The sequence below is a fragment of the Rickettsiales bacterium genome (assembly GCA_029252805.1).
Taxonomy (GTDB): domain Bacteria; phylum Pseudomonadota; class Alphaproteobacteria; order Rickettsiales; family JALZUV01; genus JALZUV01.
This window is the reverse complement of sequence record JAQXAR010000005.1, coordinates 27,767-42,250: the sequence shown is the minus strand read 5'-3', so window position 1 is coordinate 42,250 and position 14,484 is coordinate 27,767. Positions and strand designations below refer to the sequence as shown.

The following is a 14,484-nucleotide window of genomic DNA, read 5'->3' as shown; positions in this document are numbered from 1 at the left end:
GTCGAGAAACGGGTTCGATTTTATGACCGTCGCTTAAGCCGCCACCCCAGGCGCATTACGGTGATGGGCGTGAGTAATGGCGATGGCCAATGCATCAGCCTCATCCTCGGTTTGTGCATCGGATTTTGGCAGCAGTAACTTTACCATATGCATCATTTGGGTTTTATCCGCCGCGCCGGAGCCGGTAAGCGATTTCTTTACGAGCTTCGCAGCATATTCATTCACCGAAAATCCGGCTTGCGAAATAGTAAGCATAATCGCGCCACGCGCTTGCCCAAGCTTCAAGGTCGATTGTCCATTTACCGAAACAAAGGTTTCTTCCAATGCAATCTCATCTGGTTGATAGGCTTCAATCACTTTGCGAAGTTCTTCATTCAAGATAAGCAAGCGCTGCTCTAATGGGAGGGTCGTTTTCGGCTTAATCGTAGCACTATGCAGGTAACGGAGGTTGGAGCCCTCCACCTCAATCAACCCGACTCCGCAATAACGAAGGCCGGGATCAATACCGAGAATACGCACCCGATTACTCGCTCGCTTGGGCGACTTGTTCGCGAATCCTTGGAAGCGCCGCTAACTGGTTTTTCAGCTTGGTTTTTTCTTTTTTGAAAGCCACCAAGTCTTTGCCTTTCAACACACGACCCGTGCGGAATTTTGCACCATTCGGATTGATACGTTTGCCGCTTTTGAGGATCTCATAATGCAAATGAGGGCCCGTAGAACGCCCGGTAGATCCAACATAACCAATCACTTGGCCCTGCTTGACGCGACGGCCATTACGCATGCCTTTAGCAAAATTTTTCATATGCGCATAAGCGGTTTCGTATTTACCATTATGTTTGATTTTAATGTAATTACCGTAACCACCCTTGCGACCTGCATAATTGATCTGGCCATCGCCTGCCGCATAGATGGGCGTGCCACTACGGGCAGCAAAATCGATACCCGTATGCATTTTTGAATAGCCTAAAATAGGGTGTTTACGCATTCCAAATTTCGAAGAGATACGCGCATTTACTGGCGTTTTCAGGAGTGCTTTTCGCACAGACTCACCATTAGGTTTGTAATATCCGGTATTGCCTTTGCGATCGGTGTATTTGTAAATCTCAACCGGCTTGGTCTTCAACTTGAAAGCCGCATATTTGAGATCCCCATGCCCGACTACTTCACCTGTATCTTTCGATACTAATTGCTCGAACAATACGTCAAGCGTTTGGCCCGGCTTAATATCGCGACCAAAATCAATATCGTAACTGTAGGCTTTCACAAGCTCCGAGGTAATCGCACGCGGCAAGCCTGCATCGTCACCGGCTTCATAGAAGCTAGAACTAATGACTCCACCGGCACGCGCAATCTGCTTATTCGTTTCGACCGTGATTTTTTTAGCCGCAAACGTTTCACCCTTTAGCAAGACCTCTACATGCGTCAACTTACCAGTTTTGACTTCAAATTTAGTAAGGATCGACTTTTCTGCCGACTGGCGTGTTAGCTCTAAATCAAACGTCTGCCCAACACGAATATTGCGCGGATTAAAATGCTTCTTCATCGCTTTAATGATCAAATTTGTATCATCAATACCAATATTCTGACGCTGAAAAATCTCAGCCATCGTATCGCCAGAGTTAACTTTCACGCTCAATTTTTCATCAACGGGATAAATAATTTCTGGTGCCGCCGGCACGGCCTGGGCGGCTATCTCATCTGCAGTAATTTCTATTACTTCTTCGGTTACTGTCGTCTGCTGGATAGGATCTTTTAGCTCGAGATTCTTCCACGCCGCAACCAGCGCATCACGGATATTGACGGTTTGTTCTTCGGCTACCGCTTCTTGCGAATCAGCGAATTCCATCTCCATCACAGCACCTGACTGTTCTAAAGTCGCAATCGACAATGTCACCACCATCAACATCGCGCTGAACACAGCGCCAACACCCATGAAGGCGGCGTCATTTAACGAGCCATCTGCTTTTCGTAACATCTTTTCAATGCGCTCTTTATCAAAGCGCCCTAACCTATCCGTCAAATCAGCTTCTCCGAAATCTTAAGCTTGCGTTATTTAAGTATAGTAGCTCAAACCTTAACAGCGGCTTAGTTATTCATCGCTTTTCAGCTAAATTTGTTCATTTATTTACTTAAAGCTATGGCAACGCCGTCCCAGTCAGCGCCGGGAGGTTGTTGCTCAAAAGCCACTATGCGCGATATAAGCAATTCTGAAAACTTTTGCAAGTCCTTATTATGCTTCGATAATTCCTCTGCAAACGCCTTTGCATCACCCCACTTCTGCGCACGATACGAGTTTTGCAAGTCATTCACCAAATTTTCTGTCTTTTTAAAACTCTCAGATACTTTGATTTCAGCATCGCCTAGAAGCGCAAAAATGCGGACCGGCTCCGTCTTTCCCTTCACCTGCAAAAGATCCAGTTCGATCACCGCAAAATCATCAATCACCTGTTTTGCTGTATTATAGCCCAAGATCGTATCCACGCCGTAGATCTTCGATTGCCCCTCAAGCCGCGCGCCTAAATTAACACCATCGCCCAAGGCAGAATAATCAAACCGCTGATCAGAGCCCATATTGCCGACACAGCAATCATCCGTGTTCACCCCTACCCCAATCGCGATCGGAGCATAACGGCGACGGCTATAACCCTCTGGCAAATCAACCGCATCGGCTTCAGCCTTTAATTTAGCATTTAGCGCTTTGACCGCCGCTTGCATTTCTAACGCAGCATGACAGGCGTGATGCGCATGATTTTTCACTTCTAATGGCGCATTCCAGAAGGCCATAATGGCATCGCCCATATATTTATCAATCGTGCCTTTTCGATCCAAAATTACATTGGTCATCGGCGTGAGGAAACTATTAATAAAACGTGTCAGCTCTTGCGCATTGAACCGTTCAGAGATCGTCGTAAACCCGCGAATATCACTAAAGAGCACGGTAATATTTCGGGTCTCACCGCCGAGCACTAGCTGCTCAGGATTATCAGCCAACTGATCTAGCAAATCCGGAGAAACATAATGGCTGAAAGCCTCCTTTACTTGCTTTCGCTCTTTCTCTTCACGCGCATAATTGAGATACCCTAAAACGAGGAATAAACTAAAGAGCGACACTATCGGATAGCTCGCATCTAGCAGCTGATTATGTTGCGTATAATAATACCATGCAACCGCCACAGCGGCACTAATGATCGTGCTCGTTAGCATAAAGGTCCACAAAGAATTCAAAAGAGGGATGAACAAAATCATCATCATGCCACCGATAAAGATAATAGCCCACTCAATCATCACCACTTCGAATGGGCGCGTTAGATGCGCATCTGAGAGAATAGTTTCAAGCAATTGAGCATGCACTTCCACCCCTGGCAATACCGGATTGATTGGCGTCTTTCTTATATCTTTCAAACCCACCGCAGAGGTCCCAATCACCACGAGTGAACCCGCTAACAAATTCGCCATTCGTTTATGTGTTGCCTCGTTTTTTGGGTTCAGCACATCTGCGGCCGAGATATAAAGCGGCTCTTTGGCGGTCGAATATTTCGCAAAATGAACATAGACGCGACCATGAATGTCGGTCGGAATTTCAAACTTCATTTGCGGCGTCGCGCCCTTCACCAAGATCGATTGAATCCCGGGCGTACCGTCTTTAAGGCCTTTAATGAGATAATCATCCTTACCCCCCAGCGCCACGCGTAGCATTTCCAAACTCAGTGACGGATAAAGTGTGTCATTAATTTTCTCGACCAAAGCAACTTTACGAATCGCCCCCCCATAGCCGGAGCGCGTCGAGAATAACCCGATACCTGTTGCCGCATCTTCGATAATTTCGAGATTCTCAACGACCCCTGCATAACGGTTAAGCATCGGCTTAACGAGCCTATCCCCATCGGGTGAGAGAATACCGAATCCTACTTTTCGCGGAAGTTCATGATCTTGAATCTCTTCAAATACACCGACCTGCCCCGCCACGACACGCGCCTTTTTAATCGCTTCAGCAAAGACTTTCTCATTATTTGGCAAGGCCTCAAGCGCAGTAACAACCACTTGCGGAATATCATCACGCTGTTTCAAAATTTGATGCGCCGAGGCACGATCTTCTTCGGCGAAAACAATATCAAATCCGGTCACCGCGACGCCGTAAGCAGTCAGTTTCTCAACAAGCTCCGCTAGCTTTGTCCTAGGCCAAGGCCACTGCCCCACCTCACGTAACGCCTTTTCGTCAATATCAATAATATGCACCGGAGCGGCCTGCTTATCTGGAGTCGGAATGCGTGGCTGAGTCTGTTGATAGAAGTCAAACGTATGGTGGCGAAGGCTCTCAATCCAATCCATATTGGTTCGGTGAAGCACCAATAATGCCGCGAGCATCAAGAACCCTAAAAAGAAATGCGATGTCAGCCATTTGATCATGAGCTCAGCATAGAAGGTAAATATGAAAAAAGCGTTACTGCACTTTACCGATACGTTTAATTTCCCAATGCAAGTCAATGTTGCTGGTTTCTTTGACGCGTTTGCGCACTTCATCGCCTAAAGTTTCGATATCTTTAGCCGTCGCATTCTCAATATTAATCATAAAGTTACAATGTTTCTCTGAAACTTGAGCGTCACCAATGGTAAGGCCGCGACAGCCTGCTTTATCCACCAACTCCCATGCTTTATGACCTTCCGGATTACGGAAGGTGCTGCCGCCCGTTTTGGAGCGAATCGGCTGAGTTTCCTCGCGTGCTTTCTGAATTTCATCAATACGTGCTGAGATTGTAGCCGAATCCCCCGCCACACCTCGTAACTTCGCGGCGGTAAAAATCCAGCCTTCTGGCAGATCAGCATGACGGTACGCATAATTGAATAACTCAGGTGAAACCCACTTCACTTGCGCCTCCGGCGTCACCACCTGCACTTCAACCAGCACATCTTTAATCTCGCTGCCATAGGCTCCGGCATTCATCGCCAGCGCGCCGCCAATGGTTCCCGGAATGCCAGAGAGAAACTCCGTACCGCTTAAGGCACATTCCGCCGAATAATGCGCGACATTCACATCCAAACAACCCGCACCGACGGTGAGGATATCACCCTCTCGTTCCATCTTAGCAAAGCCACGCCCTAGGCGAATAACCACCCCCTCAATACCGCCATCACGCACGATGAGGTTACTGCCCACGCCAATCACCGTTACGGGTAAATCAGCCGGTTTTTCGCGCATAAATAGGGCTAAATCTTCAGCATCTTCGGGCTTAAACATCACCTCAGCCGGACCACCTACTTGGAACCAATTGGTCTTTGAAAGATCCGCACCAAAACGATAGCGCCCACGAACCTTGGGAAGTTGAGACTCATCCATCCGAGATTACATTTCTTCGGGTAATTTATTCGCCCAAAGGCTAATACTGCCTGCGCCCATGCACACGACAATATCATTAGGCTGCGTATGTGCTTTAATCGTTTCGGCTAGCTTTTCTGGCGCATCAACCGGCATGACATTGCGATGTCCCGCTGCACGAATGCCATCGACCAAACTTTCTCTGCTAATGCCTTCAATCGGCTGTTCGCCGGCCTCAAAAATCGGCGTCACAAACACGGTATCAGCATCGTTAAAGCAAGTGCAAAACTCCTCAAACAGGCTTTCTACACGCGTGTAACGGTGCGGCTGCACGACGGTAATCACCCGTCCACCATTTTCCGATACGGCCTGACGCGCGGAACTTAACGTCGCGGCAATCTCCACCGGGTGATGTGCATAATCATCAATGATGCGCACGCCATCAATCTCATCCACAAAAGTGAAACGACGCTTCACTCCCGCAAAGCCGGCCAGAGCGTCTTTAATTTCCAGCATTGGCATACCGAGATCTTCCGCCACCGCAATCGATGCCATCGCATTCAGGAGGTTATGTTTTCCATGCATCGGAAGGTGCATACCATGCCACACCTGCTCGTCTTCTTCGCTCGACTTATTCATGTAGAGATCGAATGTCTGCCCGTGCACATTGCCACGAATATTATCCGCACGGATGTCCGCCTGCGGGCTCGTTCCGTAGGTGATAATACGACGGTCACGCACGGATGCCGCTAGCTTTTGCACTTCAGGGTGATCCACACAAAGTGCCGCAAATCCGTAAAATGGGAGATTATCTAAGAACTGCGCGAAGGCGCCCTTAAGCGTTTCAAAATCACCATAGTAATCAAGATGCTCAGGATCAATATTCGTGATGATGCCGACCGAAATTGGCAGGCGTGTGAAGGTTCCATCAGACTCATCGGCCTCAACCACCATCCATTCGCCCTTGCCTACTTTCGCATTGGTGCCGTAAGCATTGATGATACCGCCATTAATAACCGTTGGCTCCAAGCCACCCGCCTCCAACAAGGTCGCCGTGATTGACGTCGTCGTAGTTTTGCCATGCGTGCCTGCAATAGCGACACACATTTTCAGACGCATCACTTCGGCCAGCATTTCCGAACGACGCACAACCGGGATACGCATTTCACGTGCGGCAATAATTTCTGGATTATCTTCCTTTACCGCCGTGGATTTTACGATCACATCCGCGTTTTCAATATTCTCAGCCTTCTGACCGATAAAGACCTCAATCCCTTTGCTGCGCAAACGCTCCACATTCGCTGAGTCAGAAAGATCAGACCCCTGCACCTTATAGCCTTGGTTATGCAGCACTTCGGCAATGCCGCTCATGCCGATACCACCGATACCGATAAAATGGATAATCCCCACTTCCAAAGACATGGTGTGGGATAAAGGAAGGATTTTCATTGCGTTCATAGGACTAGACATTCTCTGGGATTACATCACTCTAAATTTCTTATTCACGTTCAAGGCAGCTTCGGCTAAGGCGCTGGCTGCATTGACTTTCGCGAGATCATAAGCCGCTTTTGCGGTCTTTTCCAGTATTTCTGGATAGCTCAGGCAATATTCTAAACGGGCGGCTAACGCTTCCGCTTCAAATTGCGAAGAAGGCAGCAACCAACCGGCATTATTCTTTTCCAAATACTCTGCATTCAAATATTGATGATTATCCGCCGCGAGCGCCAAGGGCACATAAATCGCTGGACGCCCCGCCACCATCATTTCCGTGACGGTCGAGGCCCCAGAACGGCTCACCACCAAATGGGCTTTCTTCAAACGTTCGGCCATATCCTCGAAGAAAGGGCTGATCTCGGCCTGAATACCATAATCTCCATATTCAGCTGTCACACGCGCCACATCCTCTGCGCGGCATTGCTGGGTAATGCGTAAGCGCGAGCGAATCTCTGTTGGTAATAGACCGATTGCGGCGGGCACGACTTCACTAAACAGGGTTGCCCCCTGACTTCCCGCAAAGATTAATAGCTCCAACGCACCAATCTGTGGAGCATTATAAGGAATATCTCGTAACGCCAAAATCTCTGGGCGCGTGGGGTTTCCGATCTCAAGACACTTATCTTTATCTTCTTCGCGAATGCCTTGCGTCTGCGGAAATGAAAGAGCGATCACTTTAGCACGGTTTGCCGCCATGCGATTCGCTTTACCTAAATAACGGTTTTGCTCATGTAAAACGAGGGGCGTGCCGCGCGCCATGGCCACCGCAACTGCCGGGAAAGACGGGTAACCACCAAAACCCACGACTGTGTCTGGCTTTATCTTACGCATGACACCCCAAACTTGCACACAAGATTTCAGCAAACCTAACACGCCATTTACTTTTTGAGTCAGCCCACCGGCCGGGCTTTTCGCCGCCAGCACATGCACCTCTAGCCACTCCGGAAAATCATAATTTGCCGTGCGAGAATCCGTCGCCAACACGGGTTTATGCCCACGATTGTACAACTCTTGCGCCAAAGCAATCGCTGGAAATAGATGGCCGCCTGTGCCTCCTGCAGAAAGTAAGATCGTCTGACTCATGATAATCGCCCACCAATACGTTTGCGTGTAAGTGCCAGCACCATTCCCATGCAAAGCGCCATCGAAATTGCTGAGGACCCCCCATAACTCAGGAAGGGTAAGGTCATACCTTTGGCGGGAAACATCTGCACCGATACCCCCATATTAATAAGTGCCTGCATGGCAAATTGAGTCAGTAAGCCTGCCACTGCGATAATCACAAACGTGTCCTGCTCATCCCATAGGCGCAAGACCGCTTTGATCACCACAAACAGGAATAACCCTGCAATCAATAAGCAAAAGATCACGCCGAACTCTTCAGCGGCGACGGCAAAAATGAAATCCGTATGCGAATCGGGAAGATGAATTTTCACCTCCCCTTCACCCGGCCCACGCCCAAGCAGTCCGCCATTTTGAAACGCCTCTAATGACTTCTCTACCTGAAAATTATCGCCCGTTGTCGGATCCAGGAAACGATCAATCCTAGCCGTTACATGGGGTAAAAGTTGATAGGCTGCAATGCCGCCTAAAATGCCTAACCCTAACAATCCAACCACCCAAATAAGCGGCAAGCCCGCAAGAAATATCTGCACGCCCCAAATAACCGAGAGCGTCACCGTCATTCCGAAATCGGGCTGCGCGATAAGTAATGCAGCAAAGAGTAAATAGAGCATCAGTGAAAACCTAAAGGCGGGGAAATTTTGCTGCTTTTGCTGCACCGTAAAGATCCAAGCCGTAACCACCGCAAAGAAAGGTTTTACAAACTCCGATGGCTGCAATGAGGCGCCAAAGAAATTAATCCACCGCGTCGCGCCTTTAATTTCGGTGCCTACGAAGGGAAGTACTACCAATAGCAGGAGACTCCCCGTCAGGCCGATCATACTAATGCGTCGAATTGTTTTGGACGAAAGCGCCGAAAGCCCCATCATAATAACAAAGGCTAGAGTCAAATAAATCTGCTGACGTTTGACGAAATAAAAAGAATCCAGATTGATACGCTCCGCAACAGGCGGGCTAGAGGCAGTCACTAAAACCGCACCAATCGCCATCAATAGAAACAACGCCGCCACTAATGTGCGATCGATAGTCCACCACCAACGGCCTAATGGATGATTTATGCGCCTTACAGTCGCCATAAAACTCTCGTCACCATTCAATAATTATGCTTAACAATCATCTGCCCTTTTTTAGGCAACGTCACTCTTTGAGGCACTATCTGTATTTTTGCCTTTCAAAATTTGGGTCACCTGTGTGGCAAAATACTCGCCCCGTTTCTCAAAATTGGGAAATTGATCAAAAGAGGAGCAGGCCGGCGAAAGCAAAACAACTCCCTGCTCGGCTTGCATTGCATCTTCAGTCGCGCTCGCAACTGCCTTATCCAACGTTGCAGATTTTACGCATTGCACCTTATGTTCTTTAAGTAGTTCAGCAAACTCATCTGCCGCTTCACCAATCACATAAGCTTTGGTCACTTTAGGAAAATATTCAGTCAGAGATTCAATACCGCCCTCTTTCGCAATCCCCCCCAAAATCCAGTAAATATCATCATAGGTATCCAAGGCACGCGCGGCGGCCTCAGCATTCGTTGCTTTACTATCATTGATAAATTTCACGTCATTTTTCTTACCCAAAGGCTGCATGCGATGCGCCAACCCGCTAAAGCTACGCAAACCCGATGCAAGCTTCGACGCTTTATAACCAAGCGCTTCACAAATGGCGATTGCCGCTAGAGCATTTTGCTTATTGTGTTTACCCTGCAACGTAGAAATAACGGATAGATCAACCGGCAGTTTTCGATCCGATGATTCATCCAGCTTCAACTCAACAAATTGCGGTTTCATATTTTGCCAACTATAGAGATTTTTACCGTCTCTAAGGTCTTTCAATATCCCTTTTGAATGCGCATCATCGACTGAAATAATGGCCGTATCTTGCACCCCCATCCCATCGAAGATGCGTTTTTTCGCGGCAACATACCCCTCCATACCACCATGGCGCTCCAAATGGTCTGGGCTAATATTCAATAAAACCGCCACATTAAACGTACTGCGCATCATTAAATCATTTTGGTAAGAAGACATCTCAATCACATAAATGCCGCCCTTACCTAGAGGCTCCAATGACAGGGCCGCATTGCCAATATTGCCTCCCATTTGCACCTTCGCGCCGACTTTTTCCAAAAGGTGTGCCGTTAAAGCCGTCACGGTCGATTTTCCATTCGTACCGGTGATGCCCACAAACTTAGCGTCAGGCTGTGCCTGCATTAGCAACTCAACATCACCAAATATCTCACAGCCATAAACCATCGCAATACCGACAATCGGATGCGGTTGCGGATAGTGCAGCGGAACCCCTGGACTCAACACCAGAGCATCAATTTCCTTCCATGGCCATTTGCGATAGTCAGCATAAACCACATCACGATGCGCTGATTGACAGAGTGCCAGATTCGCTTCGCTTTCATCCCATGCATAAACTTCGGCGCCACTCGCAGAAAGGCTCGCCACCGTGGCTTGGCCAGAAATACCCAGACCCATCACAGCAATTTTTTTGCCTTTATATGCGGGAAGCAAAATCATCTAACGAAGCTTCAACGTGCTAAGTCCAATGAGCGCCAGAATAACGGCAATGATCCAAAACCGAATCACGATCGTGGGCTCAGCCCAGCCCTTTTTCTCAAAGTGATGATGGATCGGCGCCATGCGGAAAATACGCTTACCCGTCAACTTAAACGAAGCCACTTGTAAGATGACCGAAACCGCCTCCATCACGAATAATCCGCCTATGATAGCGAGGACTAATTCATGCTTCACAATCACACTAATCGTGCCAAGCGCACCCCCGAAAGCGAGGCTACCTGTATCGCCCATAAACACCATCGCTGGCGGCGCGTTATACCATAGGAAGCCTAAACCTGCGCCAATCAATGCCGCGCAGAAAATAGCCAATTCCCCGGAACCTTTAACATGCGTAATTTGCAAATAATCTGCGAAAACGGTATTTCCGATTAAATAAGCAATCAGCGCAAAACAGCCTGCTGCAATCATAATCGGTACAATTGCGAGACCATCTAAGCCATCGGTTAAGTTCACTGCGTTACTTGCGCCCACCATCACCACGGATGCGAACAGGATATAAAACCAGCCTAAATCCAGCATAAAGTCTTTCACAAACGGGAAGGCTAAATGGCTCGAAAACTCAGGATTGGACACTTTTTGAATCCATAAGACGGCGGCAACACCAATGATAAATTGCAGCAGTAACTTCACCTTCCCCGGCAGCCCGGCATGGTGACGTTTCGTCAGTTTGATATAATCATCAATAAAACCAATCGTACCGTAACCCATGGTCACAAATAACGTAATCCACACGTAAGGGTTCGCTAAATTAGCCCAAAGAATCGTCGAGAGGCCCACCGCCAGCAAGATCATCACGCCGCCCATAGTGGGCGTACCTTGCTTGGTTAGCAAATGAGATTCCGGTCCATCTTCGCGAATCGGTTGGCCATGCGTTTGCTTATTTTTCAACCAACGAATAATTTTCGGGCCCAAAATAAAACTAATCAGCAATGCAGTGAGAACCGCGCCACCGCTACGAAAAGTCAGATATTTAAACAGGTTAAATAGCGGAAATTGATCTGCGAGTGGAAAGAGGAAATTATAGAGCATTTACAATCTCTTACTATTGTTGTTGTTTCAGTACTCCGACAAAGCGATGCACTCCGCTTCCATGCGACCCTTTGCATAACACAGCATCCCCTGCTTTGACCAGTGTTTCTATGCGCGCGGATGCATCTTCTGCATTGGCAAAATGCGCCAGATGAACGTGCGACGGCAAAATATCAGTCAATGGCTGCATGCCTGCCCCCACCGTAACCACCGCATCAATGCGGTTCTGCGCGATCGGTTCTGCCATAGAGGCATGCAATTGAGCGGAGGTCTCTCCCAGCTCTAACATCTCTCCTAGAATCGCCAACTTTCGTCCCTGCCCTAATGTCGCCAAGGTCGCAAGTGCTGCTGCCATCGAAACAGGACTGGCATTATAGGCATCATCCATCAGGGTAATTTTTCCGCCCGACCACGGCAATTCAACCACCGCGCCACGGCCTTTTTGCTCTTGATAGCAAGATAATGCATGCTCAGCTTTTTTTAACGGCAAGCCTAGCGCTGCAACACAGGCCAACACACCCAGCGCTGCCTTTGGCCAATGCGCCCCATGCGTCGCAAGTTTAAAACTGCGAAGTTGATTGGCATATTCATATTCCACATCGGCCGATACTAAACGCAGAGTGCTCTGCACACTTTCACCGAAATTCAAAACCTCACAATGCGCTGCCGCTGATTTCAGAATTTGATAATACACATTATCAATAGGTAACACTGCAACGCCCTTTGCCATTCCCTCAAAGATTTCCGCTTTTGCATGGGCTATTGCTTCAACCGAGTCGAAAAACTCTAGATGCACCGCCTCAACATTCGTAATTAAGGCAACCTCAGGCTTTGCAATTTTCGAAAGAAATGAAATTTCACCGGCGTGGTTCATCCCCATTTCAAGGATGGCATAATCGTTCGTTTCCGGCATATTACACAGCGTAATCGGCAGACCAATATGGTTATTATAATTGCCGCTCGTCGCATAGGTTTCGCCATACTCGGACAAAGCAAGTTTGAGCATTTCTTTAGCCGAGGTCTTACCCACACTGCCCGTAATAGCCAGAATTTTCGTCTCCGTATGCGCCCGACGATAGCGCGCCATTTCTTGCAAAGCTTCGAGCGTATTACTGACTTTTACCAACGCTAACTCTTGCGGCACCTCGTCTGGAATATAGGATACAAGCGCCGCCACTGCACCACGCTCAGCGGCTTTCGTTAAATACTGATGACCATCGAAATTCTCGCCCGCAAGCGCGATAAAAAACTCACCCTTCCCGATCGTTCGCGTGTCTGTGTTAACGGCACCCGTCGTAAACGCTTTGCCGATTAACTTGCCGTTTGTCGCTTCGGTAATTCTATCGGACGTCCAAAAGCTCACTTTATCAATTCCCGCACGATGGCGGCATCGTCAAAATCATGCCTCTCATCGCCGATAATTTGATACGTTTCATGGCCTTTACCGGCCACCAATAACATATCACCTAACTTCATTTCATTCATCGCCGCCTCAATCGCATTTCGACGACCTGCCACTTCTTTACAATGCTTGCCTTGCGCACCTGCCATCACTTGCTTGCGAATTTCGGCGGCATCTTCGTGACGCGGATTATCATCGGTAATGAAGGCGAAATCTGCGAGATCAGACGCTAAACGACCCATCGGCACACGCTTACCTGCATCACGATCACCGCCGCAGCCCATCACAACACCTAAGCTGCCTTTGCAATGCGCGCGCATGGTATTGAGTGCCTTTTCCAACGCATCCGGCGTATGCGCATAATCAACATAAATGCCCGTTGCCACTTGCTCCATCCGCCCGCGCACGGGTTTGAGTTCACGCAAACCATGCGTCAGCCCTAACATATCATGCCCGCATGCTTCGGCAAGTCCGAGTGCCGCGAGTAAATTCATCACCTGAAAATCACCGATCAATGGCAACGAAGCCTCGACCGCCTGCCCATAGAGGTTCAAACGCACTTCCATCCCGTGCGGAGTGCGATCAATTCGACGAATAAACAAATCGGCCGAATCATCTGAACCAAAACTCACCACTTTATGTTTGCGCAACTCGCACATTTTCTTCAGCGCGTCAAAATAGCGATCATCTTTATTGAGCACTGCGGTTGATTCACGCGGTAGCACATAGGCAAAGAGTCTTTGTTTTGCCTCGAAATAAGATTTCTCCGTTTTATGATAATCTAGGTGGTCGCGCGATAGATTCGTATACGCCGCCGCTACCGGATTGACCCCATCCATACGATGCTGATGTAATCCGTGGCTTGATGCCTCTAATGCAACCGCTTGCGCGCCTTTTTTCTCTAAATACTGCAACGTTTTATGTAACAGGATGGGTTCAGGCGAGGTATTAAGCACCGGAACATTCAACCGCTTAATGCTATTCGTCTCCAGTCCCATGGTGCCGATACTCGCGGCCTTCACGCCTTCAATTTCTAATAATTGACGGAAGAATTCAGCCGTTGAAGTCTTGCCATTCGTCCCGGTAATCGCCACTATTTTAAGCGCAGGGCTTGGATAGAAATGCGCCGCCAACTTTGCCAAAACCTGACGCTCATTCTGCGCAACCACATGGGCGATGCCTTTGAGCGGCTCCACATCATCACAGGTTAGCACCGCTGCCGCTTTTGCTTTCTTCACGTGCGGGATATACGTTTCACCATTTTGTTCAACCCCGCGAATCGCCGCAAAAAGCGAGCCTTCTTCAGCATTGCGCGAGTCAGCGGTAAGTGCCGTAATTTCGGGATCCTTACGGCCTTTATCGATTCGATTTAATTCACGCGGGAAAGCTTCAAGCAATTGAGATAATAATGGCATAAGAAGAGCTTATGCAACTAGTAACCTACACGCAAGCATGAGTCATAAAAGAAGCGAGTCAGTAGGCAAGCGAGCCATCAGCCCGCGAAGCGGCGTGCCATGTGAGCGACAGTATGTCGCGATAGCGGG

11 protein-coding genes are annotated in these 14,484 nt (G+C 48.5%); all 11 read right to left on the bottom strand.

The features are described 5' to 3' along the window. Nucleotides 1-33 precede the first annotated feature (33 nt). Nucleotides 34-519, bottom strand: coding sequence for a crossover junction endodeoxyribonuclease RuvC (gene ruvC / locus P8P30_01215; GenBank protein ID MDG1286165.1), 486 nt, complete (start codon nt 517-519; stop codon nt 34-36). Between the two features lie 4 nt (nt 520-523). After that, nucleotides 524-2,020 (bottom strand): M23 family metallopeptidase, encoded by a 1,497-nt coding sequence (locus P8P30_01210; GenBank protein ID MDG1286164.1) that lies wholly within the window; start codon nt 2,018-2,020, stop codon nt 524-526. 101 nt (nt 2,021-2,121) lie between these two features. Further along, nucleotides 2,122-4,407 (bottom strand): CHASE2 domain-containing protein, encoded by a 2,286-nt coding sequence (locus P8P30_01205; protein MDG1286163.1) that lies wholly within the window; start codon nt 4,405-4,407, stop codon nt 2,122-2,124. Between the two features lie 34 nt (nt 4,408-4,441). Continuing rightward, nucleotides 4,442-5,335, bottom strand: a complete 894-nt coding sequence (murB, locus tag P8P30_01200; protein MDG1286162.1) for a UDP-N-acetylmuramate dehydrogenase — start codon at nt 5,333-5,335, stop codon at nt 4,442-4,444. Nucleotides 5,336-5,341: 6 nt separating this feature from the next. Further along, the gene (gene murC, locus P8P30_01195) at nt 5,342-6,784 is read right to left on the bottom strand and encodes a UDP-N-acetylmuramate--L-alanine ligase (protein MDG1286161.1); all 1,443 of its coding nucleotides are present in this window, start codon (nt 6,782-6,784) and stop codon (nt 5,342-5,344) included. A gap of 9 nt (nt 6,785-6,793) precedes the next feature. Further along, a complete protein-coding gene (locus P8P30_01190) occupies nt 6,794-7,891 on the bottom strand; it encodes a UDP-N-acetylglucosamine--N-acetylmuramyl-(pentapeptide) pyrophosphoryl-undecaprenol N-acetylglucosamine transferase (GenBank protein ID MDG1286160.1) in 1,098 nt (365 codons plus the stop codon). Then, the gene (gene ftsW / locus P8P30_01185; protein ID MDG1286159.1) at nt 7,888-9,006 is read right to left on the bottom strand and encodes a putative lipid II flippase FtsW; all 1,119 of its coding nucleotides are present in this window, start codon (nt 9,004-9,006) and stop codon (nt 7,888-7,890) included. Before ftsW ends, P8P30_01190 begins: the two co-directional genes overlap by 4 nt. Before the next feature lie 51 nt (nt 9,007-9,057). After that, nucleotides 9,058-10,449 carry a UDP-N-acetylmuramoyl-L-alanine--D-glutamate ligase gene (murD, locus tag P8P30_01180; GenBank protein ID MDG1286158.1) on the bottom strand — a complete coding sequence of 464 codons (1,392 nt, stop codon included), beginning with the start codon at nt 10,447-10,449 and terminating at the stop codon, nt 9,058-9,060. Beyond that, a complete protein-coding gene (gene mraY / locus P8P30_01175) occupies nt 10,450-11,538 on the bottom strand; it encodes a phospho-N-acetylmuramoyl-pentapeptide-transferase (GenBank protein MDG1286157.1) in 1,089 nt (362 codons plus the stop codon). A 13-nt stretch (nt 11,539-11,551) separates the two neighbouring features. Continuing rightward, a complete protein-coding gene (gene murF / locus P8P30_01170) occupies nt 11,552-12,901 on the bottom strand; it encodes a UDP-N-acetylmuramoyl-tripeptide--D-alanyl-D-alanine ligase (protein ID MDG1286156.1) in 1,350 nt (449 codons plus the stop codon). After that, nucleotides 12,898-14,355 carry a UDP-N-acetylmuramoyl-L-alanyl-D-glutamate--2,6-diaminopimelate ligase gene (locus tag P8P30_01165; protein MDG1286155.1) on the bottom strand — a complete coding sequence of 486 codons (1,458 nt, stop codon included), beginning with the start codon at nt 14,353-14,355 and terminating at the stop codon, nt 12,898-12,900. Before P8P30_01165 ends, murF begins: the two co-directional genes overlap by 4 nt. Nucleotides 14,356-14,484 lie beyond the last annotated feature (129 nt).